Raw genomic sequence first — 26,182 nt, 5'->3', positions numbered from 1 at the left:
AAGGGCGTGCCGAGGCGCCGATCCGGAGGCCGTGATCTTGACGAAAGCTGTAGTTTGACGATCCGGCCCGCCCTGTTTCTCACCGCATTGACGACCTGCAGCCTTCTCGCCCAGGCCGCCGTCGCAGATCCCCGCGCACAAATCCGCGGCGAGGTCGACACCGAGCTGCGCCGCATGTTGGAGCGGGCCATCGGCGAGGTGGACGGCCCGCCGGAAAGCCGGTTCGACGCCCGCCGCCGCGCGCGCGGCGCCGTGTCGGCGGCCGAGGCCCTGCTGAGGTCGGAAGCCTATTATCAGCCGGTGCTCGAAGACATCGTCGAAGGCGAAGAGCGGCCGACCGCCATCGTCTCGGTCGAGCCGGGTCGCCGCTTCGTGCTGACCCCGCCGACCATCAGCTGGATCGACCCCGCCCCCGACGCCGAGGCGGCCGAGGACGCCAGGGCCGCGATCGGGTTGAAGGCCGGCGATCCGGGCCGCGCCGTCGATGTGATCGCAGCGGAAGGGCGGATCGTCGCGCGCCTGGTGCGGGACGGCTATGCGGACGCCAAGGCCGATCCCCGCCGCGTCGTGGTGGATCATGCCGCCTTCACCGTCGCGCCCGAATACCGCATCGTATCGGGCCGGCCGGTCCTGTTGGACGGCGTCCTGATGCCGCGACCCGGTCGAACCAACCAGGCCTGGGTCGCCGCCCTGGCGCCGTGGCGGGAAGGCGACCGGTACGACCCGGACAAGGTCGGCGAACTTGAGCGCCGACTATTGGACACCGGCGTCTATGACGGCGTCGGCGTCGCCCTGGCGCCGCCGGAACAGACCACCGCCGAAGGGCTGCGTCCCGTGATCGTGACGCTCCAGGACCGGCCCCGCCGCGTGCTGGAAGCCGGCGCCACCTGGGCCACCAAGGAAGGCGCCGGCGTCGACTTCATCTGGACCCGCTACAATCGTTTCGGCCGCGCCGACACCCTGGCGCTTGAGACCCGGTTCGCTCGGCTGGACAGCCGCATCGGCGCCGATCTGTCCCTGCCCCATTGGCGCAAGCCCGGCCGCACCTTGAAGCTCAGCGCAGGCGTGGTGAAGGAGGACACCGACGCCTATGAACGCACCGCCCTGGTGCTGGCGGCCGAGCTGCAGCAGCGGATCGGCCGGACCTCCTACTTCAACTACGGCGTCGGTCTGGACGCAGGCCAGTACCGCGAGAACCGATACGACTATACGTCCGTCCCGCCCAGCGCGGTCAGTTTCGACCGCGATCTGGCGATCGTGACCGGCCGCACCAGCGCCTATATCGACAATTCCAACGACCCCCTGAACCCGACGCGGGGATGGCGCGTGACCGCCTCGGTTCAGCCGACCGCCGTGGCCGGTGAGGATACGGTCCTGTTCCTGCGCAATGAGGCCCAGGCGACCGCCTATCTGCCGCTGCAAGACCAGGCGCGCACCGTCCTGGCCGGGCGCCTTCGCCTCGGCGCCATCATCGGCGGCGGCGAGCTGAGCGTGCCGTCTGACCGTCTGTTCTACTCTGGCGGCGGCGGATCGGTGCGGGGCTATTCCTACCAGGGCGTCAATCCGCAACTGCCGGATCAGACCCCGCGCGGCGGTCTGTCGCTGTTCGAAACCTCTCTGGAGGTTCGTCACGACATCGGCCAGAGCTTCCAGGCCGTGGCCTTCGTCGACGCCGGCGCCGTGGGCTTTCAAGAGACGCCCAACTTCAGCAACATGCGCTACGGCGCCGGGGTCGGGGTCCGGTACAAGCTGCCGTTCGGCCCCATCCGCGCCGACGTCGCCATCCCCTTGGACAAGCGTGAAGGCGACTCGGCCTTCCAAGTCTACATCAGCATCGGGCAGGCGTTTTGACCCAGGAGCCGCCCGAACAAGCGCCTGAAGCCGCGCCCGAAGAAACCGCCGCCCAGGTGCGCCGCAAGCGCAGCCTGCCGCAGCTGATCGCCCTGATCGCCGGTGGAATAGTCGGCGGCGTGCTGGTGCTGGCGCTGATCGCCCTGATCGGCGGCCGGATGTACATCGTCTCGGATGCGGGGCGAGAACTGGTGTCCGGCTTCGTCCAGGGCCAGAAGATCAGCCGTTACGGCCGGATCAACGTCTATGGGCTGAAGGGCGATCTGTTCGACGACTTCACCCTGGAGCGGGTCACGGTCACGGACCGCGAGGGGGTCTGGCTGGACGCCCGAAACGTCAGGGTCGACTGGTCCTACTGGCCCCTGGTCACGCGGCGGTTTCACGCCACGGAGATCAGCGCCGATGTGATCCGACTGATCCGCCGCCCCATTCTGGACGCGCCGAGCGGCGAGCCCGGCGGCCCCCAGCCGATCGACGTCGATATCGACAAGTTCTCGGCGCGGGTCGAACTGCTGGAAGGTTTTTCCAAGGAATACGGGCGCTGGGATCTGTCGGGAATGGTCGACCTGCCGCGTCGCGGGGCCAAACACGCCGAGCTGAAGGCCGACAGTCTGAATCGCCCCGGCGATCTTTTGCGCCTGGCGGCGACCTTCGGCGGCAAGCTGGAGGACACGCGCGTCGATCTGCGCGCCAAGGAGGCCCAGGGCGGCCCCCTGGCCGGCGCCCTGGGCTATTCGCCGGACGAACCCTTTTCGGCCGTTGCGGTCGTGAACGCCGACCTGGTGCGGGCCAAGGTTCAGACCGGCCGCTTCGTCCCGCTGACGGTGGACGGACGGTTCGGCGAGGCCGGGTCTCGGGTCTCGGGCTATTTCGATTTCAGCGGCTCGGACCTGTTCGCCCCCTTCGTCGAACGGGTCGGGCGCACGGCGCGGTTCGGCTTCGCCATGGTCCCGGCCAAGGACAAGGCCTTTCAGGGCGTGGGTTGGAAACTGATCTCCGACAACGTCGCCTCCGAAGCGCGGGGCGTCATCCGCATGTCCGACCGCAGTTCGCCCGACGGAATTCGACTGGACGTTCAGACCGCGTCCTTGAGCCGATTGACGGGTGCGGACGTCGCCGGTCCCGCCGCCTATTCCGGTCTGTTCAAGGGCGACGCCCAGACCTGGAGCCTGGAAGGCCAGGCCACCCTGTTGAACGCCAACCTGGCCAGCTACAGGGCGACGCGGATCGCAGGGCCGCTGAACGTGCAGGTCCGCGACGGACGGATGGATCTGGACGGCGACGTTCGGGCCTTCGGCGGTTCGACCCAGGGCCTGATCGGCGGTCTGCTGGGCGCGGCTCCGCGCGTTCAGCTTGAAGCCGCACGCATGAAGGACGGCGCCCTATTGCTGGAGAAGATCGATCTGGACGGCCAGGGGCTGTCGGTCGAAGGATCCGGCTCTCGCAATCTTCTGGGCGGCATGGGGTTCCGCGGCGATGTGCGGCTGACCGACGTTTCGCGCATCCGCCCCGGCGGCAAGGGGTCCTTCGGCGGGTCCATTCGCGCCGCCTCGGCCAAGACGGGCGCGCCCTGGACCCTCAGTTTCGACGGCCGGGGCCGCGAGCTGAGCGTGGGCATGGACGAGTTGGACCGTCTTCTGGGCCGCACGCCGCGTCTCCAGCTGGACGGCAAGCTGAACGGCGGGCGGATCGAGGTGGATCGCGGCGAACTGACCGGCGCCGCCGGACGGGCCGGCGCCAAGGGGCTGATCGAAACGGACGGCCGCCTGCGGCTGGCCCTGAACTGGAACGCGCGCGGCCCCTTCGCCGCCGGTCCGGTCGAAATCGCCGGCGACATGAACGGACAAGGCGCCCTGACCGGAACCCTGTCTCAGCCGCGCGTCGATCTGACCGCAGGGTTCGACCGGGTCACGGCCGGCGGACTGATCCTGACCAACGCCGACCTGATCCTGAGCTTCCGCAAGGGCGCAGACGCCTCGGACGGCCGGATCACGATCACCAGCGGCTCCAACTACGGCCCGGCCCGCGCGTCGGGGAATTTCGCCCTGGGCGGCGACCGGATCAGGCTGAGCGATCTGGACGTCAACGCCGGCGGCGTCACGGCCCAGGGCGCCGTGGCCTTGTCGGACAACCTGCCTTCCAGCGCGGACCTGACCTTCACGGCGCGCGCCGGCGCCTTCCTGGCTTCCGGCGAAGCCAACGGGCGGGTCCGCCTGACCGAGGGCGGCGGCTCCGACAGCGCCATCCTGGACGTCAGCGGGCGAAACGTCCGTCTGTCCGGCCAAAGCTGGGTCATTCGCACCGTCGATCTGGACGGCCGCGGAACCCTGAACAATCTGCCCTTCACCCTGGCCCTGGACGTCGGCGGCGGCACGCCCGCCCAGTTCAATGGAACCGGGGTCTATTCGCGACGCGGCGACGCCCAGACCCTGAGCCTGCGCGGCGGCGGCCGGGTCCGCGAAGTGGCCTTCACCACCCGAACCCCCGCCACCTTGACTCTGAACGGCGCGGAACGGGCCGCCCACCTCGACCTGGGCGTCGGAGGCGGAATCCTGATGGCGGACCTGCGTCAGGATTCGCGGATCGCCGTCATCCAGGCCGACCTGACCAGCGTCGATCTCCAGACCATTTCCCCGGATCTGCGCGGCCGCGCGACGGGCCGGGTCTCTCTGCGCGGCGCCGGGGACGATCTGTCCGGTTCGGCCAACGTCACCTTGCAGGACGTCCGCAGCATCGACGCCCCGCGCGGCCTGGCGGTCGACGGCCGCCTGGACGCCACCCTGATCAACAACAGCCTGACGGTGAAGGCCGTCGCCTCGGACGAGGACGCCGTTCAGGCGGCCGCCGACATCACCTTGCCGGTCGAAGCCTCAGCGGCGCCGCTGAGGCTGGCGATCGCCCGCCAGCGTCCAATGTCCGGCAATGTCTCGATCAATGGACAGATTCAGCCGATCTGGGATCTGTTCCTGGGCGGTGATCGCACCCTGGCGGGTCAGGTGGACGGCCGGGCGACGATCGCCGGCACCCTGGCCTCCCCGCGCCTGAACGGCCGGTTCGACCTGTCGCAAGGCTCCTATCGCGAGAAGTCGGTGGGGCTGGTTCTGGGCGACCTCAATCTGAGGACGCGGTTCGACGACACCACGGCCCTGATCGAGGCCTTCAGCGCCAATGACACGGCGGGCGGCACGGTGAACGGCCAGGGTCGGATCGGCCTGCGCGAAGGCTCGGGCTCGACCGCCCAGCTGAACCTGACCCGCTTCCGCGTGATCGACAACGACATCGGCGAGGCCCGCGCCACCGGCCCCGTGACCATCGTCCGCGGCCAGGACGGCAACATCCAGCTGTCGGGTCAGATCAATGTCGATGAAGCGCGGATCGAGCCGGAGGTGCCCGGTTCCAGCGGCATCGTCTCCATGGACGTGGTCGAGATCAACCGGCCCGGAGGAGACGACCAGGAAGCCGAGGTGCGCCAGCGCGGCCCTCAGATCGGCCTGGACATCGCCCTGCGCTCCAGCGGGGGCAAGGTGCGGGTCAGCGGCCGCGGCCTGAACGTGGTGCTGGACGTCAACGCCCGGGTGCGCGGCACTGTGGCCCAACCCCAGCTGACCGGCACGGCCAATGTGGTGCGCGGCGACTATGAGTTCGCCGGCAAGCGCTTCGTCTTCGACGAATCCGGCCGCGTCACCCTGTCCACCGATCCGGAGGACATCCGCCTGAACCTGTCGGCGACGCGAGAGGACGCGGCCCTGACCGCCACCATCAATGTCACCGGCACGGCCGCCCAGCCGAAGATCGCCCTGACCTCCACCCCCGCCCTGCCCCAGGACGAAATCCTGTCCCAGGTGCTGTTCGGCCGGTCGGCCGCCCAGTTGTCGCCGTTCGAGGCGGCGCAGTTGGCGGCGGGGGTCGCGGCCCTGGCGGGCGGCGGCGGATTCGACGTCATCGGCAATCTGCGCGAACTGGCGGGGCTGGACCGGCTGTCCTTCGGCGGACAGGCCAGCGCCCTGACGGTGGCGGGCGGCCGCTACATCACCGACGACGTCTATCTGGAGGTCATCGGCGGCGGTGAAGGCGGGGCGGCGGTCAAGGTGGAGTGGCAACCGCGCCGGAATCTGGCCATCAGTTCGCAGTTCGGCGGCCAGGGCGAAACCAGCCTGTCGATCCGCTGGCGTCGGGAAAGCCGCGACCCCGGCCAGCGCGCCGACCGTCGTCCGAACCGGTAATCTGTCGGCCCGACCTTCACCTTTGGACGCGCGGCGTCTAGGGTCCGGCCATGCGGATTCTGAACGCCGACCAGGCCGTCCTGGACCATGTCGCCGGGCGACGTGACGCCATCATCGGCCGCACCATCGACTGGGCGAACATCAACTCCGGCAGCCGCAACGCCGCCGGGTTGAACGCCGTGCTGGACGCGCTGGAGACTGAGGCCCGGCTCCTGCCTGCCACGGTCGAACGCATCCCGACCCAGGGCTCCACCACCGTCGCCGACGACGGATCGGTGCGGACCGAGGCCCACGCCGACGCCCTGAAGATCACCGCCCGGCCGGAGGCGCCGATCCAGGTGGTCCTGACCGGCCACTACGACACCGTCTTCCCCGCCGACAGCCGCTTCCAGACCGTGACGACGCGCCCGGACGGCGCTTTGAACGGTCCCGGCGTCGCCGACATGAAGGGCGGCGTCAGCGTGCTTCTGGCCGCGCTCGAAGCCTTCGAGACCCACCCCGACCGTCACGGCGTGGGCTGGACCGTTCTGCTGAGCCCGGACGAAGAGATCGGCTCGCCCGCCTCCGCCCCCCTGCTGGCCGAACTGGGCGCGCGGGGCCATGTCGGCTTGACCTATGAGCCGGCCCTGGCGGACGGCACCCTGGCGGGGGCGCGCAAGGGCAGCGGCAACTATCACCTGATCGTCACGGGCAAGGCCGCCCACGCCGGCCGGGCCTTCGACGAAGGCCGCAATGCGGTGGCGGGCGCGGCCATGATCGCCGCCGCCCTGCACGGGCTGAACGGCAGGCACGAGGGCGTCACCGTGAACGTCGCCAAGATCTCCGGCGGCGGCGCCCTGAACGTCGTCGCCGACAACGCCGTGGTCCGCTTCAACGTGCGGGCGCCCGACAAGGCCGCCGCCGACTGGATCGACGCCTCCGTCCGCGCCATCGTGTCCGCGCCGCCGTTCGAGGGCCTGACTCTGGATTTGCACGGCGGCTTCACCCGCGCCCCCAAGCCGATGGACGCCGCCCAGACTGCGCTGTTCGAAGCGGTGAAGGAAGCCGGCGCCCTCTTGGGCCAGTCCATCGCCTGGAAACCCTCTGGCGGCGTCTGCGAGGGCAACAATCTCCACGCCGCCGGCCTGCCCAATATCGACACCCTGGGCGTCCGCGGCGGCGACATCCATTCGGACCAGGAGTTCGCCTGGCCCGACAGCTTCGTCGAACGCGCCCAGCTCAGCGCCCTTATCCTGTGCAAGATCGCCTCGGGCGAGATCGACGCGGCCAAATTGAAATCCCTGCGGATGGAAACCCTGTAGAATGCTTGTCGTCCGCCCCGCCGGCCCCGCCGACCTCGACCATCTGCTCGAACTGGCCATCCTGTCCGGCCCCGGCTTCACCAGCCTGCCCGAGGATCCCGACGCCTTGGCCGAGCGGCTGGACCTCAGCCAGGCCAGTTTCGAGGGCAAGGTTCCCTGGCAGGAAGCCTGGTACACATTGATGCTGGAAGACGGCGACACGGGCGACATCGACGGCGTCGGCTCGGTCAAGGCGACCGTCGGGCTGAAACGCCCCTTCTTCTCGTTCCGCGTGGTCAACAACACCGTCCAGTCGCCGTCCCTGGGTGTGAAGCTGGACCATCAGACCCTGGTGCTGGTCAATGAATGCACCGGCTGGACCGAGGTCGGGTCGCTGTTCCTGAAGGCGGATCGGCGAAAGGGCGGCGCCGGCCGTCTGCTCAGCCAGTCGCGATACATGCTGATCGGCGCCCAGCCCGACCTGTTCGCCGACATGGTCCTGGCCGAGTTGCGCGGCGTCTTCACCCCCGACGGCGCCTGCCCCTTCTGGGACCATGTGGCCCACAAATTCTTCCCGATGGAGTTCGACGACGCCGACCGGATGACCGGCTCGACCGACAAGCAATTCATCCTCGACCTGGCGCCGCGCCACCCGATCTATGTCGAACTGCTGCCCGAACCGGCCCGCGCGGTGATCGGCAAGGTCCATCCCCAGGGCGTGCCCGCCATGGCCCTGCTGGAAAGCGAAGGGTTCCGGCCCAACGGTCTGGTCGATATCTTCGACGCCGGTCCGACCGTCGCCTGCGGCCGCGACAATATCCGCACCGTGCGCGACGCCCGCCGACTGAAGGTCGAATTGGTCGATACGGTTCAGGCCGAACTGCCGGCCCTGATCTCGACCGACAGCGTCGCCGCCTTCCGCGCCGTCCGCGCCAAGGCCGACATCGACGGCGACGCCGTTCGCCTGACCGCCGAAACCGCCGCCGCGCTCAAGGTGGGTGCAGGCGCCAGCGTGCGAGTAAAATCGTGATCCACTCTCATCCGCTCATCCCGGCGAAAGCCGGGACCCAGTACTTTGGGCGAAGGATGTGTGAGATCAGAGGCCGGTGGTCATCCGATGCACTGGCGATGCGAAAGAACTGGGTCCCGGCTTTCGCCGGGATGAGCGGAGTCTCTGTGCCATGACCGTGTTCAAATCCACCGATCCCGCCACCGAAGCCGTCAACTGGGAGGGCGAGGCCGCCTCCCCCGCCCAGGTCCAGACCGCCGTCGACGCCGCCCGCGCCGCCTTCCCTGACTGGGCCGACCGCCCGCGCCAGGACCGGATCGACGCCGTCAAACGCTATCAGGCCGTGCTGAAGGACCGCGCGCCCCAGATCGCCGAGGCCATCGCCCGCGAGACCGGCAAGCCGCTGTGGGAGACCAAGACCGAGGCCGCCGCCATGATCGGCAAGGTGGACATCTCGATCCGCGCCTATGACGAGCGCACCGGCGAACGGACCAGCGACACCGCCTTCGGCCGCGCAACCCTGCGGCATCGACCGCACGGCGTGGCGGCGGTCCTGGGCCCGTTCAACTTCCCCGGTCACCTGCCCAACGGCCATATCGTCCCCGCCTTGTTGGCCGGCGACACCGTCGTCTTCAAGCCGTCGGAAGAAACGCCCCTGGTCGGTCAGGTGATGGCCGAAGCCTTCGCCGCCGCCGACCTGCCGACCGGCGTGGTCAATGTGGTCCAGGGCGGACGCGAGACCGGCGCGGCCCTGCTCGACGCCGGGATCGCCGCCCTGATGTTCACCGGTTCCGGCGCGGCGGGCGCCCACTTCCGGCGCAAGTTCGCCGACGATCCCCACGTCATCCTGGCGCTGGAGCTGGGCGGCAACAATCCCCTGGTCGTCTGGGACGCCGCCGACGCCGAAGCCGTGGCGGGCATAGCGGTGCAGTCCGCCTTCATCACCACCGGCCAGCGCTGCTCCTGCGCCCGCCGCCTGATCGTGCCGGAAGGGGCTCAAGGCGATGCGATCGTCGAAGCCATCGCCGCCCTGTCCGACCGCCTGGTCTTCGGTCCCTGGGACAGCGATCCCGAACCCTACGCCGGACCGCTGATCTCGGCCCGCGCCGCCGAGGCCGCCTTGAAGGCGCTGCAACAGCGGATTGACGCGGGCGCCAAGGTGATCCGCGCCTCCGGCCCTGTCGCCAACCTGCCCGGCGCCTTCGTCAAGCCGGCCGTCATCGACGTGACCGGGATCGACGTTCCCGACGAGGAGATGTTCGCCCCCTTCCTGTCGGTGATCCGCGTCCCGACGTTCGAGACCGCCATCCAGGCCGCCAACGCCACCCGCTACGGCCTGTCCGCCGGCCTGATCAGCGACGACCCAGCCAACTGGGACCATTTCATCCGCCGCATCCGCGCGGGCGTCGTCAACTTCAACCGCCCCACCACCGGCGCCGCCGGCGACATGCCCTTCGGCGGCCTGGGCGCCAGCGGCAACCACCGCCCCAGCGCCTATTACGCCGCCGACTACTGCGCCTATCCGGTCGCCAGCTTCGAGGCCGACGCGGTCGCCAACATCGAAGGCGAGATCAAGGGGCTGCTATGACCACCGCCGTCGAAGCCAACGCCGACGGCCTGATCGGGCCGACCCACTCCTACGCCGGTTTGTCGCCGGGCAATCTGGCCTCAAGCCTGAACAAGGGCGAGGCGTCAAATCCCCGCGCGGCGGTGCTGCAGGGGTTGGACAAGATGAAGACCCTGGCGGACCTGGGCCTGCCCCAGTTCGTCCTGCCGCCGCATGAGCGGCCCAATATTCCCTTCCTGCGCACCCTGGGCTTCACCGGCTCGGACGCCCAGGTGCTGGAACAGGCCTGGAAGGATGCGCCGTCCTTCGCCGCCGCCGCCTGTTCCGCCTCGCCCATGTGGGCCGCCAATGCTGCGACCGTGACGCCGAGCGCCGACGCCGCCGACGGGCGGGTGCACTTCACCCCCGCCAACCTGATCACCAATCTGCACCGGTCGCTGGAACACCAGCAGACCAAACGTGCGCTGGACGCCCTCTTCCCCGACCCGGAGCGGTTCGCCGTCCATGACGCCCTGCCCTCCGTCGCCCATCTGGCCGACGAGGGCGCCGCCAACCATGTCCGTCTGTGCACAGAGCATGGCGCGCCGGGCGTCAATCTGCTGGTCTGGGGCCGAGAAGCCTTCGAGCCCTGGGACGGCCCCTACCCCGCGCGCCAAACGCGCGAGGCCTCTCAGGCGATCGCCCGTCGGCATGCGGCCGGGCGCCCGGTTCTGGCTCAGCAGTCGAAGGCCGCCATCGCCGGCGGAACCTTCCACAATGACGTGGTCTGCGTCGGCGCGCTGGAGACCCTCTTCTTCCACGACCTCGCCTTCGAGGATACGGCCGCGACCCAGGACGCCATCCGCCGCGCCGCCGACGGCCTGTTCGACCCGATCTTCGTCGAGGTCTCCTCCGCCGACCTTCCCCTGGCCGACGCCATCAGCTCCTATCTGTTCAACTCCATGCTGATCCAGGTTCCGGGCGACGACCGCCTGACCCTGATCTGCCCGACCGAGACCCGCGACAACCCCCGCAGCCATGCGGTGGCGCAATCCCTGGCCGCCTCCAACGGCCCGATCGGCCAGGTCCGCTATGTCGACGTGCGCCAATCGATGCGCAACGGCGGCGGCCCCGCCTGTCTGCGCCTGCGGGTCGTCCTGAACGCGGCGGAGCTGGCCGCGACCAACCCGGCCATGCGCCTGACCGACGCCCTGTACGCCCGACTGTCAGACTGGGCGCGCCGCTGGTACCGCGACGAACTGCGTCCCGCCGACCTGGCCGATCCCGCCCTGCTGGACGAGAGCCGGGGGGCGCTGGACGAACTGACGGCGATCTTGCAGTTGGGCGGAGACTTCTATCCGTTCCAGCAGGTTTGAAATGAAGGCCCTCTCCCGCTTGCGGGAGAGGTGGCCCGTCGTTCGCGCAGCGAACCAGGGTCGGAGAGGGAAGTCCACTCAGACGGAAGACTTCCCCCATCGTCAGGCGCGTCGCTGCGCGCCACGGCCTGACACTTCCCCCGCAGGCGGGGGAAGAACTCTAGGCCGCGAACCGTCCGCCCTTGGCCGCATAGGCCTGGGTGCCGCGGGTGAAGACCTGATCGGTCGGCAGGACGGTCTCGATCGGCAGATCGGCCTGCCCCTTCAAGGCGTCATAGACCGGGCCGAAGTCCTTCAGCGTCTCGTCCTTCAGCGCCTCCAGGCTGTCGATGACGAAATAGACCTGCTGGAAGTCGTCGATCCGATAGAGCGTCCGCATCACCCGCTCCAGGTCGAAGCCCAGCCGGTTCGGCGACGGATCATCCAGCGCAAAGACGCTCTCGGTCGCCGAGGAGACGATGCCGGCGCCGTAGATGCGCAAGGCCCCCGCCTCCTTCATCAGGCCGAACTCGACCGTGTACCAATAGAGCCGGGCCAGGTTCGGCAGCATGCCCAGGCCCGCCGCCCTCTGTCCGCCCTTGCCATAGGCCTCCATATAAGCGGCGAAGTCCGGGTCGGTCAGCATGGGCACATGACCGAAGACGTCGTGGAAGATGTCGGGCTCCTGCAGGTAATCCAGCTGGTCCGGCTTCCTGATGAACTGACCCGAGACGAAGCGGCGGTTGGCCAGGTGGTCGAAAAAGACCTCGTCCGGCACCAGCCCCGGCACACAGACCACGGTCCAGCCCGTCAGGGCTTGAAGCTTAGGATTGATGACGTCGAAGTCGGGAATGCCGCCGGCGTTCAGGTCCAGGGCGTCCAGTCCCCGCAGGAAGGCGTCGCACGCCCGGCCCGGCAGGATCTTCATCTGACGGGCGTACAGGGTGTCCCAGGTGCGGTGTTCGACCTCGGTATAGGCGGCCCAGTTCTGGGGAATGGTCCAGTCGGCGGCCGCCCCTTCCGGGGGCCTTTCAAAGACATGTTCGAAGTCGGACATGGAGCGCTCCTCTTTGCCCCATCCTAACCCTCCGCCCGCGCCCGTTCCATCGCTTCGTCAGTGGATGCCCGCATGGAGCGGCGCATGATGGCCCTGTTCATCGACGGTGAACCAGCGTCGGACGTCGTCCGTCAGCAGCGCCGACCGACCGTCTTCCAGAACGGATTCCGCCGCATAGGCGACGAAACCGCCGTCCTCGCCCAGGGCGAAGATGCGATAGAAGGGTTGATCCGGCGAGACCGCGCCGGTGTCGGAGGCCGGTCCCTGATAGGCCGGATCGACATCCATCACCACGCCGCGAAAGACGTCGTCGCGGTGGCGCACCATATGGCCGATGGCGAACCGGGCTGTGTGAATCTGGGTCATGCCCTCTGTTACGCGGGGCCGGATGACCTTAACGCCACAGACCTGTTCATCTTGCTGACAGAATGGCTTGGCGCGGACGATCTTGCCGGGCTAGGTTGACGGGGACGGGCGCCGCTTTGGACCGCCCACATCGGAATGACGGCCCATGCCGGAGACCCACGGCGCGCCCCGACGGCGCGACGAGCGGTCCCAGCCTTCCCGCGAGCGGGATGCGTCGGGTCGGGATGCGCCCCTGTACGGCGCGCTCGATCTGGGGACCAACAATTGCCGGCTGCTGATCGCCAGACCGTCCCGCGACGGTTTTCGGGTGGTCGACAGCTTCAGCCGTATCGTGCGGCTGGGCGAGGGCCTGTCGCGGACAGGGCGGCTGGACACGCGCGCCATGGACCGCGCCTATGACGCCTTGGCCCTTTGCGCCGAGCGGATTGTCAGGAAGGGCGTGGATCCGGTCAGGCTGAGCGCGGTGGCCACCCAGGCCTGCCGGGCGGCCGAGAACGGGGCCGAGTTCATCGACAGGGTCCGCAAGGGCACCGGGCTGCGGCTGCGGATCATCGATCCGGCCGAAGAGGCGCGGCTGGCGGTCGAGGGCTGTCTGAACCTGATCGACCCGAAGGCCGAGGGGGTGGTGATCATCGACGTGGGCGGCGGGTCGACCGAACTGTCCTGGCTGAGGCGCGACGGGCCGAACTGGAAGACCACCGGCTGGATGTCGGCGGCCCTGGGGGTCGTCACCCTGGCGGAGCGGCATCCCGAACCCGAAGGGGCCAGTCCTGCGGACCACGCCCAATGGTATGAGACCATGGTCGCCGACATGGGCGCGGCCCTGGCCGGAGGCGGCGTCGAGGATCCCGAGATGCTGGACCTGCTGCGGCGAAACCGCGCCCATCTGATAGGGACATCGGGCGCCATCACCAGTCTGGCGGGCATCCATCTGAAGCTGCCCCGCTACAACCGCGATCGGGTCGACGGCCTGTGGATGACCCGGGCCGAATGCGAGGCGGCGGCGGAGCGGCTGAAGCGGCTGGGGCCGGACGGGCGCGCCAAGGAGGCCTGTATCGGGCCGGATCGGGCCGATCTCGTCCTGGCGGGGGCGGCGATCCTGGAGGCGATCCAGCGCGCCTGGCCGTCAGAGCGTGTCAGGGTGGCGGATCGCGGCCTGCGCGAAGGCCTGCTGCTGCAACAGATGCGGGCGGACAAGGCCCCGCCCAAACGCCGCAGGCGGCGCCGGGGCCGGGGGCGAGGACCTGCCGGCGCCTGACGCACCGTCTCCTCCCCACGACGTGGGAAGGTGGCGCGACGCCTCTTCGCGTCGTGACGGAGGGGTTCTTCCCGCATCGCAGACGCCTGTGCGGCGTTCAGAACCCTCCACCACGCTTCGCGCGGCCCCCTCCCCATTGCATGGGGAGGAGACAGTGCGGGCTCAGCCCGGCGTGGCCACCCGCACCGGCAGGTCGATGTCGCAGACCGAGAAGTCCGCGCCCTTGGCCTGGCGCGCCTCATCGAGCAGGGCGCGGAAGGCGGGCGAGGCGGGATTCAGCATCTGAACCGCCGGGCGTTCGGCGGCGGGCAGGTCGGAGGCCAGGCGGACGCGGGTCATCCGGTCGGGATCGGTGACGATGCCGCTCGGCTCAGGACTGGCCTTCAGGGCGCGGACCACCTCAAGCCCCACGACCACCCGCCCCCAGACGGTGTAGCGCTTGTCCAGCGCGGGATAGGGCTGGCGCATCAGGAAGAACTGGCTGTTGGCGGTGTCATTGCCCTCGTCGCGGGCCATGCCGGCCACGCCGGGACAGTAGAGGCCCCAGCCGTGGACCTTGCGATCCGAGGTGCCGGCCATCAGGGCGTCGGGCTGGGTCTGGACCGGAATGGAATGATAGAAGCCGACCAAGGCCCCGGCCGGCGCCGCCACGGGGGTGAAGGCCATGTCCGGCCCACGCCGGAAGGTGAACTCGGCCTTCAGATCCGGATACCAGCTCTGGCCGTCGCCGGTGCCCAGGGGATCGCCGGTCTGGGCCATGAACCAGTCGATGACCCGGTGCCAGGCCAGATTGTCGTAGAAGCCGCGCGAGGCCAGCAGCTTGATCCGCTCGACATGGGCCGGGGCGATCTCGGGCGCCAGCTCGACCAGAATCCGCCCCTTGGTCGTGTCGATGACCAGCAGATTGTCGGGGGCGACGGCGCGCCATTCGGTCGGGCCGGGCGGGGGCGGCGGCGCGGCCGCCTCCTGCGCCTGGGCGGCCCCGGTCAGCAGGGCGGCCAGCCCCGCGGCGATCAACGTCTTGCGAAAGATCATCACCCCTCCCCTGTCGCGTCTCAGCTCCCGACGACCTGGGCCACCGGCTGGACGTCGCAGATGGTGAAGCCGCCGCCGCGCGCGGTGCGGGCCGCGGCGATCCGTTCGGCGAAGGCGGCGCTGGCGGGGTTCAGCACCCGCACGGTCGGGCGTTCGCCCTCCGGCAGGGCCGAGGCCATGCGGACCTTGGTCATCACATCAGGATTGGCCACCTTGCCGTCTTCCGCGTCGGAGCCCTTGTTCAGCTTGTTGACGACGTCCAGGCCCGAGACCACGCGGCCGAAGGCGGTGTAGGCGCCGTTCAGCTGGTCCCGTTCGCCCATCATCAGGAAGAACTGGCTGTTGGCGCTGTCGGGCGAACCCGCCCGCGCCATGCCCAGAACGCCGGGGCAGAACAGGCCGTGGGCGTCGACCTTGAAGTCGGCGGTGACCATCATCTGGGCGTCCGGCTGGGTCTCGACCGGCAGGACGCCGACCAGGCCGCGCACGCCCTGACCGGCGTTCGGCACGGCGACGAAGCCGGCGTCGCGGCCGCGTCGGAAGCTGAACTCGGCCTTCAGATCGGGCAGGTCGCTGCCGCCCTCGCCCGTGCCCTGGGGGTCGCCGGTCTGGGCCATGAAGTCAGGGATGACGCGGTGGAACTTCAGCCCGTCATAGAAGCCCTGGTCAGCCAGGGTGCGGATGCGTTCAGCGTGACTGGGCGCCGCCACCGGCGTCAGTTCGACCAGGATCCGCCCCTTCGACGTGTCGATGACCAGCAGATTCTCGGGCGCGACCGTGCGCCAGTCAGAGGCGGGCGCCTGATCCTGAGCCTGGGCTTGGGCCAAGGCCGGAGCCTGGGCCGAAGCCGTCGCCAGAAGAGCGGCGGCCGCCGCCGCGATCGCACCAAGACGCATTGCCGAACTCATCCCTTGTTCTTGACCTTGTCCCGCACGCGCGCGGCGATGGCGGGGCTGACGAAACTGTCGATCGCGCCGTCCAGACGGGCGATCTCCTTGACCAGGCGTGAGGCGATGGCCTGATGCCGAGGATCGGCCATCAGAAAGACCGTCTCGATGTCCTGATTGAGGCGCTGGTTCATAGCCGTCATCTGGAACTCGTATTCGAAGTCGGCGACCGCGCGCAAACCTCGGATGATGACATTGGCGTTCAGCTCTTCCGCGAAATGCATCAGCAGGGTGGAAAAGGGCTGGACCACGATGTCCCCGCCCAGGCTCGCGACCTCGGCCCGAAGCATCTCGACCCGCTCGGCCGTGGAGAACAACGGTCCCTTCTCGTCATTCTGGGCCACCCCGATGACGACCCGATCGACCAGCTTCAGGGCCCGTTTGATGATGTCGGTATGGCCGTTCGTGACCGGATCGAAGGTGCCCGGATAAAGTCCGATGCGCATGGCGTTTCTCCCCGGCCTGTCGCCTGCCGTCGGGGTGACTTAGCAGGTGCGAAATCAACGGCCTAGACGGCTGACGCGATCGTCATGCTCAATCGGCGATCGACTGAGGCCGCTGCGACAGCCAGGCCTGGTTGAGCCGGTCCAGAACGGCGGTGTCATTGCCGAACGTCGCCTGGTCGATATGGGTGATCGGACAGACGGGCGTTGCGCTGTTGCACAGAAAGGCGCCGTCGAAACCCGCCAGTTCGGACATATGCACCGGGCGGGTCTGAGACGACAGCCCCTGCCCAGCCAGCCCCCGGTCGATCAGGACCTGGGTCACGCCCGCCAGCATCGGCGCCTGGGGCCAGACGATGCGGCCTCCCTGGATGAAGCCGGTGTTCCAGGTGACGCCTTCGGACACATGACCCTGATCGTCGACGAACAAGGCGTCGTCAAAGCCCCCCGACCGCGCGGCCCGGCGCACGCGCGTCTGACCAAAGGTGGCGACATGCTTCAAATGCGGCGCCTCGCGGACATAGGGGACGATGGTGACCCGCATCGAGGTCGCCAAGGGCGGCGGCGGCGGCGAGACGACGGTCATCACCTTGGGCGGGCCGACGAAGGACGGATTGCGGTGGCCGATCTCCGGCGAGAACAGGCTGACGCGCAGCCAGCAGGCGTCGCGTCCTTCGACAGCCAGCGCCGACAGACGCCGGAACTCGGCCTCGCCGGGGCTTTCGCCGAACAGTTCGACGGCGGCCTGGTCCAGACGGGCGAGGTGCAGGTCCAGCCCCCGCACCGCGCCGTGCTCGACGCGGAAGGAGGTGTAGGCGCCGTAGTTGACCAAGGCCTGGTGCGCCAGGTCGTCAGGGGCGGCGGGAAGGCCGTCGATCAGGATCGACATTATCGGTATGTACCTATATATAAAGTTATATAACTTTGGAGTCGCCGACATGTCGGTTTACGCCCCGCTGGAATACCGCCTCGCCCAAACGAAGCAAAACGCCCTCACCCTGTCGTTCGAAGAGATCGAAGCCCTGCTGGGCCGAAAGCTTCCCCAATCCGCCTATGACGAGCGGATAAGGCGTCAATGGTGGGCCAATACCGACACCCATGTTCAGGCCAAGGCCTGGCTGAAAGCGGGCCGCAAGGCCAAGCTCAATCCCGCTCGGAACGAGGTCACCTTCGTAAAGGAACAGACCGAAACGGGGGTAGAGGGCGCCCTTCTATCCTTGGCCGCCCTGACGCCCGCTGCGCGCAGTTTAGTGGAGCGCACCTGTCAGGAGCGCGGCGTCGATCTTGGAACGGCCGTCGCCCTCCTGTTGAACGAAACCGCACGAAGCCGGAACGAGGCGTTTCTGGATCGGATGGACCGCTCCCGCAGCCGCTCGACCTATTCCAGCGTTTCCAGCGTCGATCTGATCCGGGAAGATCGTGATGGCCGATGAGGTGGTGATCGACGCCTCGGTCTTTGCGGCAGCGCTGTTCGACGAGGAACATTCCGCCGCCGCCAGACGGTTTCTGGGCGACTGCGTAAGCTCGGAGCGGATCATGATCGCGTCCGACCTGATGCCGCTCGAAATCGCCAGCATAGCGGCGAAGAAGGTCTGGCGAGGCGAATGCTCCGAGCATCTCGGGGCGGAAGCCGTCGATACGGCGCGTGGCATGATGGCCATGCCGGTATCACTGCCGGACCTGTTGGCGCGCGCCTATGACCTGGCCGCGCGTCACCGGTTTTCCGTCTATGACGCGACCTATATCGCCTTGGCGGAAGTGCGAGACAGCCAGGTCGCGACGCTGGACGCCCGACTGGCTCGACGCGCCGAGGCGGAAGGCTTCGCCGACCGCCTCGTCCTCGTCGCCTGATCAGGCCTCGCCGCCCTCTTCACCGGCGACGTCCGCCTCATCCGCCCCGCCGCTTTCCGGCAGGCGTTCGACCGAGACGACCCTTTCGTCCTTGCCGGTGCGGAAGATGGTGACGCCCTGGCTGGAGCGGCCGACGATGCGAACCTGATCCACGCGGGTGCGGATCATCTGGCCGCCCGAGGTGACCAGCAGCAGGTCGTCGGTCTCCTCGACCGGGAAGGCCGCGGCCAGGCGCGCGCCCGCGCGGCCACCCAAGCCGTGGGCCGTCAGCCCCTGGCCGCCGCGACCTGTGCGGCGATACTCATAGGCCGAGGACCGCTTGCCGAAGCCGGTTTCCGTGACCGTCAGGATGAACTGTTCGGCCGCGCCCAGTTCGGCGATGCGCTCGGGCGAGATCGGGGCCTCGGCGACGTCGTCCTCGGCCTCGGTGGTCGTCGGCTCGTCTTCGCCCTCGGCGCCGGCCAGGGCCTTGCGCATGGCGTTGGCGTGTTTGACGTAGGCGGCGCGTTCTTCCGGCGTGGCGTCGACCCGGCCCAGGATGGCCATGGAGATGACCTCGTCCCCGTCCTGCAGGCGCACGCCCCGGACGCCGGTCGAATCCCGGCCCTTGAAGACGCGCACGTCGTCGGCCTTGAAGCGGATGGCGCGGCCCAGGGCCGTGGTCAGCAGCACGTCGTCGTCCGCCGTGCACAGGCCGACGCCGACCATGCGGTCGTCGCCTTCCAGCTTCATGGCGATCTTGCCGGCGCGGTTGACCGTGGCGAAGTCCGACAGCTTGTTGCGGCGCACGTCCCCCGAGCGGGTGGCGAACATGATGTCGTAATCGCCCCAGGTCGCCTCGTCCTCGGGCAGGGGCAGGACGTTCATGATGCTGTCGCCCGGCTCGATGGGCAGCAGATTGACGAAGGCCTTGCCGCGCGACTGCGGATTGCCCAGCGGCAGGCGCCAGGTCTTCAGCTTATAGGCCTTGCCGTTGGTGGCGAAGAACAGGACCGGGGTGTGGGTCGAGGCGCTGAACACGCCGGTGATGGCGTCCTCTTCCTTCATCGACATGCCCGAACGGCCCTTGCCGCCGCGATGCTGGGTTCGATAGGCGTTCAGGGCCACGCGCTTGACGTAGCCGCCGTGGGTGACGGTGACGACCATGTCCTCGCGCGGGATCAGGTCTTCGTCCTCCATCTCGCCGTCGCCTTCCCCGATCAGGGTGCGACGCGGCACGGCGAACTTGGCCTTCACGTCGATCAGGTCGTCGCGAATGATGGCCAGGACGTTCTTGCGGTCCGACAGGATGGTCAGGTGGCCCTGGATGGTGTCGGCCAGGCCGTGCGCCTCGCCGAAGATGTCGTCGCGGCCCAGGCCGGTCAGACGCGACAGGGTCAGGGCCAGGATGGCGCGAGCCTGTTCGTCGGTCAGGCGGATCTTGTCGCCCTCGACGATCACGCTGCGCGGGTCGGCGATCAGCTCGACCAGGGCCATCATGTCGCCGACGGGCCAGGCCTTGGCTTGCAGCCGCTCGCGCGCCTCGGTCGGATCGGCCGAGGAGCGGATGATGTGGATGACCTCGTCGATATTGGCGACGGCGACGGCGAGACCGACCAGGACGTGGCCGCGGTCGCGGGCCTTGTTCAGCTCGAACTTGACGCGGCGGACCACCACCTCCTCGCGGAAGTCGAGGAAGGCTTCCAGAAGAGCGCGCAGGCCCATCTGCTCCGGTCGGCCGTGGTTCAGCGCCAGCATGTTGACGCCGAACGAGCTCTGCATGGCGGTGTAGCGCCACAGCTGGTTCAGGATGACGTCGCCCGAGGCGTCCCGTTTCAGCTCGATGACGATCCGCATGCCCTGACGGTCGGATTCGTCGCGAACGTCGGAGACGCCCTCCAGACGCTTCTCGCGAACCATTTCGGCGATGCGCTCGATCAGCGTCTGTTTGTTGACCTGGTAGGGCAGTTCGGTGACGACGATGGCCTCGCGATCCTTGCGGATCTCCTCGATCGAGGCGCGGCCGCGCACGACGACCGAGCCGCGACCGTCGCGCAGCGCATTGCGCGGCGCGGTGCGGCCCATGATCTCGCCGCCGGTGGGGAAGTCCGGGCCGGGCACGATGTCCAAAAGGGCGTCGTCCGAAACGTTGGGATCATCCAGCAGGGCCAGGGCCGCATCGACGACCTCGCCCAGATTATGGGGCGGGATGTTGGTCGCCATGCCGACGGCGATGCCGCCCGCGCCGTTGACCAGCAGATTCGGGATTCGGCTGGGCAGGACGACCGGCTCCAGCTCCTTCTCGTCATAGTTCGGCTGGAAATCGACCGTGTCCTTGTCGATGTCGGCCATCAGGGCCGTGGCGGCCGGCGCCATCCGGCACTCGGTGTAACGCATCGAGGCCGGCATATCGCCGTCAACCGAGCCGAAGTTCCCCTGCCCGTCGACCAGCATCAGCCCCATGGAGAAGGGCTGGGCCATCCGCACCAGGGCCATATAGACCGAGGCGTCGCCGTGGGGGTGGAACCGCCCCAGCACGTCGCCGACCACGCGCGCGCATTTCGAATAGCTGCGCTCGGGCGTCATGTTCAGGTCGTGCATCGAATAGAGGATGCGACGGTGAACCGGCTTCAGCCCGTCACGGGCGTCAGGCAGGGCGCGGCTGACGATCACGCTCATGGCGTAGTCGAGGTACGAACGCTTCAGTTCGTCCTCGATGGTGATCGTGGAAATGTCTGAGCCGCCGCCTCCCGGAACAATCGGAGTTGCGGCGTTTTCGTAGCTGTCGTCGGTCAAGGAAGCGTGGCTTTATGCGGCCGGAATCGGAACGTGATCCGCTGTCGCGTTTTCTAGCATTCTAGGACTGCGGTGGCAAAGCGACGCCGCCGTGAAAGCCCGTCTCTGAAAGGACTTTCCACATGCACGCCAAGACCCTCGCCTTCGCCGTCGCCCTGGCGTCTCCCCTGGCCTTCACCGCAGCCTGCGCCGCGACCGGCAACGCCCCCCAGACCCAGGCCGAGCGCTCCCCGGTCGGTGCGGCGGGACAGGCAGTCTTGGTCAACGCCTCGGGCGCCAACATCGGTCGCGTCGATTTGCGTCAGGGGCCGACCGGCCTGGTGATCAGGGTCGAGGCTTCCGGCCTGACGCCGGGCTGGCACGGCATCCACATCCATGCGACGGGCGCCTGCGCCGCCCCCTTCACCTCGTCCGGCGGCCATATCAACCACAGCGAGCCCAAGGCCCCGCACGGCCTGCTGAACGCCCAAGGGCCGGACGACGGCGATCTGCCGAACGTCTATGCGGGGGCGGACGGCAAGGTGAACGCCGAACTCTTCACCACCCGCGCGCGCATTTCCTCGGAAGGCCCCGGCCAGTGGCTGTGGGACGAAGACGGCTCGGCCATCATCATCCACGCCAATCCCGACGACCATTCGACCCAGCCGATCGGCGGCGCCGGCGATCGGGTGGCCTGTGCGGCCCTGAGCGCGAGCTGAGTTCTCTCGCCCTCCTGCGTCATCCCCGGGCCTCACCCCGAGGATGACGGGGGTGTGGCGTCATCGCCCCTTCTGGATCAGCAACCGCTCGATCATGCGGGTCTGTTCCTCCTGGCGCGTCGCCAGCTGCTCAACCTTGTCCAGCAAGGCCATGATCTCGATCTCGGCCTTCAGATTGACCTGATAGTCGTTGCTGGCGTCCAGCCGGTCCTTCGCCGCCTGGCGGTTCTGGCTCATCATGATCACGGGCGCCTGCACCGCCGCCAGCATGGACAGGACCAGGTTCAGGAAGATGAAGGGATAGGGATCAAAGGCGGCCTTGCGCAACAGCAGGTTCCCGGCGGTCCAGACCGCCAGAAACACGCCGAAGGCGATGATGAAGGGCCAGGATCCGCCGAAGGCGGCGACCCGATCCGCCAGTCGGTCGCCGAAGGTCTGACGCCCCTGAAAGGCGGTGTTGACGTCCTCGGAAATGGGACGTCGGTCGGCGGTGCTCTGCATCACGCTGGCGGCGTTTGCGGGCAGATCGTGTTTGGCCTTGCCCAGCCAGCGGCGGGACAGATGGTCGGCGTCAATCGGGGCGTGGGACAAGGGCGGGCTCCTGAGGCTTGCGCCCCAGATCAAGCCTTGGCGGCCCCCGCGCGCAAGCCCCGTTCGGCCAGGGCCACCAGGGCCACCCCGCCCATGGCGATGGCCGAACCGGTCAGGATCTGGGGCGTCAGCACGTCCCCCATGAAGCCCCAGCCGATCAGCATGGACACGACCGGCGTCACCAGCAGATAGGGCGTGACCCGGCCGGCCTCGCGCCTCTGCACCAGCCAGAACAGCAGGGTGGTCGCCAGCACGGACGAGGTGATCCCGGCCCACAGCAGCGAGGCCCAGACCAGGGGGGTGGCGGCCTTCACCGCCTCCCACTGGCCGTGTTCGAACACCGCCGAGCCGAAGGCCATGACCGGAAAGGCGCCCAGCGCCAGAAGACCCTGCATCTTCAGCGGCGGGATCGAGGTGGTGCGCCGCGCGACCACCGTCGTCACGCCCCAGGCGGCGCCCGCCGCAATGGCGACCAGAATGGCCTTCCAGTCCTGAAGCGCATGGGCGTCCAGGGTCATCCAGGCCACGCCGACAAAGGCCACCCCCATGCCGACCAGGGCCGCCTTGTTCAGCCGCTCGCCCAGGATCAGGAAGGCGAACAGGGCCGTAAAGGGAATCCACAACTGGTTGGCCACGGTGACCGGACTGACGTCGGTGGCCAACCAGTAGGCGGTATAGGCCAGACCATATTGGATCGGCCCGCCCAGCAGGACGATCAGGGTCAGGCTGCGCCAGTCCGGAAAGGGCGGGCGAACGAAGACGATCAGGCAGGCGGTGGCGATGCCGAACCGGATCGCCCCGACCAGAAGCGGCGGCAGGGTCTCGGTCGCCAGCTTGGCGCCCGCATTGTTCACGCCCCAGACGATGATGATCGCCACGATGGCGGCGATCTCCAGCCCGGTCAGGGCATGGGGCTTTGCAGGCGGCGGGGCGGCGGCGGCGTCGGACATGCCCCGCCTATGGCACGGCCCGCGCCTGAACGCCCTTCACATGCCGTGTCCGGGCGTTGCATTGACATGTACAGGCCTGACGCCCAACATGTACATATGACCGAAGTCACCCTGACCGCCCTGCGCAAAGACCTGTTCCGGCTGGTCGACAGCGTGCTGGAAACCGGCGAGCCGCTGGTGATCCGGCGCGGCGGACGGCGGCTGACCCTGGTCGCCGAGGCGGTCGAACGCAAGTTGACGCCCGAGGAACGCTGGGACGCCTATATGGCCCAGGGCGTGCGGGAGGGCGCCGACGACTGCCCCGACGATATCGACACCAACAAGAGCCATTGGACCTGGGACCCTGACGCCAAGTTCGACTTCGGCGACAAGTGATCCATCTCGACACCCAGGTCGCCCTCTGGCTCTATTACCGACTGGATCGGCAGATCAGCCGTGGGGCGAAGGCGCAGTTGGCGCGGGCTCGCGACTTGCGTCTGTCCCCCTTGGTCGTGGTGGAGATCGAAATCCTGATCGAGATCGGTCGGGTCAAGCTGAAGACGGCCGACCTTCTGCTGCATGACCTTCAGGAGCGTCTGGATCTGGAGTTGTCGGACGCCTCGGCCGCCGCCGTCGCCGAGGCCGCCTGCCGCTTCGCCTGGACGCGCGATCCGTTCGACCGGCTGATCGTCGCCAACGCCATGGCCGACGGGGCGACGCTGATCACCGCCGACCGGGTGATCCTGCGCCATTTCGATCAAGCGGTCTGGTAGAACTTAGAACGTCGGCTTGGCGACCATCAGCCAATAGATGGCCAGGACGCCGGCGAAGGCGGGCCAGCCCAGGGCGAACCACCAGCGGAACAGGCGATGATAGGCCGGCGGCAGGGCCGCCCCCTGCCCCGCCGCCTGCTGGGCCAATTCCATCATCCGGTACTGGATCCAGACGACCGGCAGCCAGCAGAGGCCGACAAAAACATAGAGCCCGTAAGCCGCCAGCAGCCAGGGACTGGTCAGGGACCAGCCCTGCAGATGGATCAGGCCCAGGCCGCTGATCGGCTGGACCACGACGGCGGTGGCGGTGAAGACGAAATCGGCCAGGACCACGATACGGCCGACCTCGGCCACCGTCCTGGCGTCGCGCGTGGCGTGGGCGCGCAGCATGAAGAAGGCGATGCCTGCGCCTGTGCCGAACAGGACGGCGCCGGACAGGATGTGGATGATCTTCAGCGCGAAATAGAGGCTCATCGACGGGAGTCCGTGGCGGCGACGAACAGGCAGAGGGCCATCATCGGCAGGACTTTCAGCCACGGCCCCAAGGGGTCGATCCAGTAGTGCGGCAGGCTGAGGCTGCCGGCGATCAGATAGCCCACGGTGGCCACGCACATGAGGATCGCCGCCCGCGCCGTCCAGGGCCGCACGAACAGGGCCAGGCCCAGAACCACGTCCAGCAGGGCGCCCCACCCGGCGATCGGCCCCGCCCAGCGGCCGTAGCCGCCTTCGTGCAGTATGGCGACGGCGCCGCTCCAGCCCGGGCCGAAACTGATCAGGCCGGTGATCAGCCAGAACAGGCCCAGGGTCAGGATCGAAATCGGGCGGACGAACCACAGGCGGGCGTGCCAGACGTCCTGGACCGAGGCCGGGGTCTCGGCCAGAAAGCGGGAGAAGCCGCGCGACGATACGCCCAGCCGCTCGGCCCAGCCGCTGTCGCGACCGGCGACGTCGTGATCCATCTGGCGCATGGCCGTGGTGCGGATCGGCGAGGACCAGCCCAGCCGTCCCAGCAGATCGCCGATCGCCAGGGCGGGCGCGGCCAGGGCGCGGGGAATGCGAAGGACCGGCGCCGGCTTCAAGCCCAGCCAGCCGCGATAGAGGCGCACCGTCTCGGCCATGGTGACCGCCTCCGCCCCCGGCATGTCCAGGGTCAGGCGCGACGGGGCGCCGGGGCGCAAGACTGCGACGACGGCGGCGGTGAGATCGCCCAGGGGGATCGGACGGAAGATCTGGTCGCCGCCGACGACGGGCGAAAACAGCGGAAAGGCCGCCAGCGCCCGGATCAGGCCGGCGCCGCCGAAGGCCGCGCGGTCCACCACCAGCGACGGCCGCAGGATCAGCCAGTCCAGCGCACTGTCCGCGACTAGGCGTTCGGTCTCGGCCTTGGTGCGGGCGTAGGCCGTGCCGGCCGCTTCATCGGCGCCGACGGCGGAGATATGGATCAGCCGGGCGACGCCGGCCGCCTCGCACGCCGCGATCAGGGCGCGCGGGCCGTCGACATGGGCGGCGCGGGTGCTGTCGCCGCCGCCGTCCTGCAGGACGCCGACGCAGTTCACCACGGCCGACACCCCCTCCAGAAGCGGCGCCCAGGCCTGGACCGTCGTCAGTTTCGAAAAGTCGGCCGCGACCCAGTCGAACCTCGGGGCGCGACGGGACGGTTCGGCGATACGCCGCGCGCCCGCTCTTAAGCTCCAGCCTTCTGCGGACAGGGCCGCCGCCACGTGCGAGCCGATGAAGCCGTTGGCGCCCAGCACCAGCACGCGACCGCTCATCCCAGCACTCTGTCCTTCAGATCGACGCTTGCCGGAGGGAGGGCGCACCAGGTCGCACCCGGAAACCGGCGACGGCGACGCGCCACGAAATCATACAGCCGGTCGCGAATGAACCGGGGCGCGATCCGACCGATGGTCGCCCACCGATAGGGTGCAGGCAGTTGGGCGACGATGGCCAGAACGGCGTCGGAGCGTTCGCGCGCCACCCCGTCCTGGATCAGCAGCATGGTGGCGGGGTCGTCGGGGCTGACGCCGTAATGCGTCAACAAAGCCTGCCCCAGAGCCGACTGGGTCGGCGCCAAACGGAACAGCCCGGCCCGGTCGGCCGTCAGGATTTTGCGCGCCGAGCTGGAGCAGAGCGCGCAATCCCCATCGAAAAGAACCACGGGCCGGGGTCGTCCGGGAACACCGGCACGGCGGGAT

At 68.7% G+C, this 26,182-nt stretch carries 24 protein-coding genes; 12 read left to right on the top strand and 12 right to left on the bottom strand.

Annotation, left to right across the window (positions count from 1 at the left end; genetic code table 11):
- Positions 1-54 precede the first annotated feature (54 nt).
- From ACW178_RS07485 to astB, 6 genes are all read left to right on the top strand, one after another.
- Positions 55-1,851, top strand: coding sequence for an autotransporter assembly complex protein TamA (locus ACW178_RS07485; RefSeq protein ID WP_287105830.1), 1,797 nt, complete (start codon positions 55-57; stop codon positions 1,849-1,851).
- The gene (locus ACW178_RS07480; protein WP_287105828.1) at positions 1,848-6,074 is read left to right on the top strand and encodes a translocation/assembly module TamB domain-containing protein; all 4,227 of its coding nucleotides are present in this window, start codon (positions 1,848-1,850) and stop codon (positions 6,072-6,074) included. Before ACW178_RS07485 ends, ACW178_RS07480 begins: the two co-directional genes overlap by 4 nt.
- Positions 6,075-6,124: 50 nt before the next feature.
- A complete protein-coding gene (locus ACW178_RS07475; protein WP_492025019.1) occupies positions 6,125-7,375 on the top strand; it encodes a hydrolase in 1,251 nt (416 codons plus the stop codon).
- Between the two features lies 1 nt (position 7,376).
- Complete coding sequence (locus ACW178_RS07470; RefSeq protein ID WP_191558710.1) at positions 7,377-8,384, top strand: arginine N-succinyltransferase; 1,008 nt, start codon at positions 7,377-7,379, stop codon at positions 8,382-8,384.
- A gap of 151 nt (positions 8,385-8,535) precedes the next feature.
- On the top strand, positions 8,536-9,951 hold the full coding sequence (gene astD / locus ACW178_RS07465; RefSeq protein WP_287104909.1) for a succinylglutamate-semialdehyde dehydrogenase: 1,416 nt from the start codon (positions 8,536-8,538) through the stop codon (positions 9,949-9,951).
- Positions 9,948-11,285 carry an N-succinylarginine dihydrolase gene (astB, locus tag ACW178_RS07460; protein ID WP_191558712.1) on the top strand — a complete coding sequence of 446 codons (1,338 nt, stop codon included), beginning with the start codon at positions 9,948-9,950 and terminating at the stop codon, positions 11,283-11,285. Before astD ends, astB begins: the two co-directional genes overlap by 4 nt.
- A 160-nt stretch (positions 11,286-11,445) precedes the next feature.
- Here astB and phhA read toward each other — a convergent pair whose 3' ends face one another.
- Positions 11,446-12,321: a phenylalanine 4-monooxygenase gene (gene phhA / locus ACW178_RS07455; RefSeq protein ID WP_191558713.1), complete on the bottom strand. Its 876-nt coding sequence runs from the start codon at positions 12,319-12,321 to the stop codon at positions 11,446-11,448.
- Between the two features lie 57 nt (positions 12,322-12,378).
- Positions 12,379-12,687, bottom strand: a complete 309-nt coding sequence (gene hspQ, locus ACW178_RS07450; RefSeq protein ID WP_287104906.1) for a heat shock protein HspQ — start codon at positions 12,685-12,687, stop codon at positions 12,379-12,381.
- 145 nt (positions 12,688-12,832) lie between these two features.
- Here hspQ and ACW178_RS07445 point away from each other — a divergent pair, with 145 nt between their 5' ends.
- Positions 12,833-13,945, top strand: coding sequence for a Ppx/GppA phosphatase family protein (locus ACW178_RS07445; RefSeq protein ID WP_287104905.1), 1,113 nt, complete (start codon positions 12,833-12,835; stop codon positions 13,943-13,945).
- A gap of 162 nt (positions 13,946-14,107) precedes the next feature.
- Here ACW178_RS07445 and ACW178_RS07440 read toward each other — a convergent pair whose 3' ends face one another.
- From ACW178_RS07440 to ACW178_RS07425, 4 genes are all read right to left on the bottom strand, one after another.
- Positions 14,108-14,980 carry a peptidylprolyl isomerase gene (locus ACW178_RS07440; protein WP_054765120.1) on the bottom strand — a complete coding sequence of 291 codons (873 nt, stop codon included), beginning with the start codon at positions 14,978-14,980 and terminating at the stop codon, positions 14,108-14,110.
- A 20-nt stretch (positions 14,981-15,000) separates the two neighbouring features.
- The gene (locus ACW178_RS07435) at positions 15,001-15,888 is read right to left on the bottom strand and encodes a peptidylprolyl isomerase (protein WP_287104902.1); all 888 of its coding nucleotides are present in this window, start codon (positions 15,886-15,888) and stop codon (positions 15,001-15,003) included.
- Positions 15,885-16,373, bottom strand: coding sequence for a pantetheine-phosphate adenylyltransferase (gene coaD, locus ACW178_RS07430; RefSeq protein WP_054765118.1), 489 nt, complete (start codon positions 16,371-16,373; stop codon positions 15,885-15,887). Before coaD ends, ACW178_RS07435 begins: the two co-directional genes overlap by 4 nt.
- A gap of 88 nt (positions 16,374-16,461) precedes the next feature.
- The gene (locus ACW178_RS07425; RefSeq protein ID WP_191558717.1) at positions 16,462-17,259 is read right to left on the bottom strand and encodes an aminotransferase class IV; all 798 of its coding nucleotides are present in this window, start codon (positions 17,257-17,259) and stop codon (positions 16,462-16,464) included.
- A 49-nt stretch (positions 17,260-17,308) separates the two neighbouring features.
- On the opposite strand from ACW178_RS07425, the gene ACW178_RS07420 reads away from it, so the two are divergent.
- The gene (locus tag ACW178_RS07420; RefSeq protein WP_054765116.1) at positions 17,309-17,803 is read left to right on the top strand and encodes a DUF7662 domain-containing protein; all 495 of its coding nucleotides are present in this window, start codon (positions 17,309-17,311) and stop codon (positions 17,801-17,803) included.
- Positions 17,793-18,221 carry a type II toxin-antitoxin system VapC family toxin gene (locus ACW178_RS07415; RefSeq protein ID WP_152949792.1) on the top strand — a complete coding sequence of 143 codons (429 nt, stop codon included), beginning with the start codon at positions 17,793-17,795 and terminating at the stop codon, positions 18,219-18,221. Before ACW178_RS07420 ends, ACW178_RS07415 begins: the two co-directional genes overlap by 11 nt.
- Here the strand turns inward: ACW178_RS07415 and gyrA are convergent, their stop codons facing one another.
- Complete coding sequence (gene gyrA / locus ACW178_RS07410) at positions 18,222-20,996, bottom strand: DNA gyrase subunit A (RefSeq protein WP_191558718.1); 2,775 nt, start codon at positions 20,994-20,996, stop codon at positions 18,222-18,224. It abuts the gene before it with no gap.
- 122 nt (positions 20,997-21,118) lie between these two features.
- Between gyrA and ACW178_RS07405 the strand changes: the two genes are divergently transcribed.
- Positions 21,119-21,694 carry a superoxide dismutase family protein gene (locus ACW178_RS07405; RefSeq protein ID WP_183218194.1) on the top strand — a complete coding sequence of 192 codons (576 nt, stop codon included), beginning with the start codon at positions 21,119-21,121 and terminating at the stop codon, positions 21,692-21,694.
- A gap of 60 nt (positions 21,695-21,754) precedes the next feature.
- On the opposite strand, the gene ACW178_RS07400 is transcribed toward ACW178_RS07405, so the two are convergent.
- Both ACW178_RS07400 and ACW178_RS07395 read right to left on the bottom strand, forming a co-directional pair.
- Complete coding sequence (locus tag ACW178_RS07400) at positions 21,755-22,285, bottom strand: DUF1003 domain-containing protein (RefSeq protein ID WP_054765113.1); 531 nt, start codon at positions 22,283-22,285, stop codon at positions 21,755-21,757.
- 29 nt (positions 22,286-22,314) lie between these two features.
- On the bottom strand, positions 22,315-23,235 hold the full coding sequence (locus ACW178_RS07395; protein WP_287106479.1) for a DMT family transporter: 921 nt from the start codon (positions 23,233-23,235) through the stop codon (positions 22,315-22,317).
- 96 nt (positions 23,236-23,331) lie between these two features.
- Between ACW178_RS07395 and ACW178_RS07390 the strand changes: the two genes are divergently transcribed.
- Entirely contained in the window at positions 23,332-23,610 is a 279-nt protein-coding gene (locus tag ACW178_RS07390; protein WP_287106480.1) for a type II toxin-antitoxin system Phd/YefM family antitoxin, read from the top strand.
- Positions 23,607-23,987 carry a type II toxin-antitoxin system VapC family toxin gene (locus ACW178_RS07385; RefSeq protein ID WP_287106482.1) on the top strand — a complete coding sequence of 127 codons (381 nt, stop codon included), beginning with the start codon at positions 23,607-23,609 and terminating at the stop codon, positions 23,985-23,987. The genes ACW178_RS07390 and ACW178_RS07385 overlap by 4 nt, the downstream gene beginning before the upstream one ends.
- A 3-nt stretch (positions 23,988-23,990) precedes the next feature.
- Here ACW178_RS07385 and ACW178_RS07380 read toward each other — a convergent pair whose 3' ends face one another.
- Genes ACW178_RS07380 through ACW178_RS07370 form a run of 3 tightly spaced genes read right to left on the bottom strand, consistent with a single transcriptional unit; the run spans position 23,991 to position 26,145 of the window.
- Positions 23,991-24,461, bottom strand: coding sequence for a DUF2269 family protein (locus ACW178_RS07380; protein WP_054765109.1), 471 nt, complete (start codon positions 24,459-24,461; stop codon positions 23,991-23,993).
- Positions 24,458-25,759, bottom strand: a complete 1,302-nt coding sequence (locus ACW178_RS07375; RefSeq protein WP_287106484.1) for an SDR family oxidoreductase — start codon at positions 25,757-25,759, stop codon at positions 24,458-24,460. The genes ACW178_RS07380 and ACW178_RS07375 overlap by 4 nt, the downstream gene beginning before the upstream one ends.
- The gene (locus tag ACW178_RS07370; protein WP_492025018.1) at positions 25,756-26,145 is read right to left on the bottom strand and encodes a thiol-disulfide oxidoreductase DCC family protein; all 390 of its coding nucleotides are present in this window, start codon (positions 26,143-26,145) and stop codon (positions 25,756-25,758) included. Before ACW178_RS07370 ends, ACW178_RS07375 begins: the two co-directional genes overlap by 4 nt.
- Positions 26,146-26,182 lie beyond the last annotated feature (37 nt).

Source organism: Brevundimonas sp. AVps4 (genome assembly GCF_058681525.1).
The sequence above is the reverse complement of the archived record's forward strand: the minus strand, read 5'-3'. Positions and strand labels throughout refer to the sequence as shown.

Excerpts from the sequence above, each read along its gene's own strand:
- ACW178_RS07475 (WP_492025019.1), top strand. The coding sequence starts at position 6,125 with ATGCGGATTCTGAACGCCGACCAGGCCGTCCTGGACCATGTCGCCGGG.
- ACW178_RS07470 (WP_191558710.1), top strand. The coding sequence starts at position 7,377 with ATGCTTGTCGTCCGCCCCGCCGGCCCCGCCGACCTCGACCATCTGCTC.
- astD (WP_287104909.1), top strand. The coding sequence starts at position 8,536 with ATGACCGTGTTCAAATCCACCGATCCCGCCACCGAAGCCGTCAACTGG.
- astB (WP_191558712.1), top strand. The coding sequence starts at position 9,948 with ATGACCACCGCCGTCGAAGCCAACGCCGACGGCCTGATCGGGCCGACC.
- phhA (WP_191558713.1), bottom strand. The coding sequence starts at position 12,321 with ATGTCCGACTTCGAACATGTCTTTGAAAGGCCCCCGGAAGGGGCGGCC.
- hspQ (WP_287104906.1), bottom strand. The coding sequence starts at position 12,687 with ATGACCCAGATTCACACAGCCCGGTTCGCCATCGGCCATATGGTGCGC.
- ACW178_RS07445 (WP_287104905.1), top strand. The coding sequence starts at position 12,833 with ATGCCGGAGACCCACGGCGCGCCCCGACGGCGCGACGAGCGGTCCCAG.
- ACW178_RS07440 (WP_054765120.1), bottom strand. The coding sequence starts at position 14,980 with ATGATCTTTCGCAAGACGTTGATCGCCGCGGGGCTGGCCGCCCTGCTG.
- ACW178_RS07435 (WP_287104902.1), bottom strand. The coding sequence starts at position 15,888 with ATGAGTTCGGCAATGCGTCTTGGTGCGATCGCGGCGGCGGCCGCCGCT.
- coaD (WP_054765118.1), bottom strand. The coding sequence starts at position 16,373 with ATGCGCATCGGACTTTATCCGGGCACCTTCGATCCGGTCACGAACGGC.
- ACW178_RS07425 (WP_191558717.1), bottom strand. The coding sequence starts at position 17,259 with ATGTCGATCCTGATCGACGGCCTTCCCGCCGCCCCTGACGACCTGGCG.
- ACW178_RS07420 (WP_054765116.1), top strand. The coding sequence starts at position 17,309 with ATGTCGGTTTACGCCCCGCTGGAATACCGCCTCGCCCAAACGAAGCAA.
- ACW178_RS07415 (WP_152949792.1), top strand. The coding sequence starts at position 17,793 with ATGGCCGATGAGGTGGTGATCGACGCCTCGGTCTTTGCGGCAGCGCTG.
- ACW178_RS07405 (WP_183218194.1), top strand. The coding sequence starts at position 21,119 with ATGCACGCCAAGACCCTCGCCTTCGCCGTCGCCCTGGCGTCTCCCCTG.
- ACW178_RS07395 (WP_287106479.1), bottom strand. The coding sequence starts at position 23,235 with ATGTCCGACGCCGCCGCCGCCCCGCCGCCTGCAAAGCCCCATGCCCTG.
- ACW178_RS07390 (WP_287106480.1), top strand. The coding sequence starts at position 23,332 with ATGACCGAAGTCACCCTGACCGCCCTGCGCAAAGACCTGTTCCGGCTG.
- ACW178_RS07380 (WP_054765109.1), bottom strand. The coding sequence starts at position 24,461 with ATGAGCCTCTATTTCGCGCTGAAGATCATCCACATCCTGTCCGGCGCC.
- ACW178_RS07375 (WP_287106484.1), bottom strand. The coding sequence starts at position 25,759 with ATGAGCGGTCGCGTGCTGGTGCTGGGCGCCAACGGCTTCATCGGCTCG.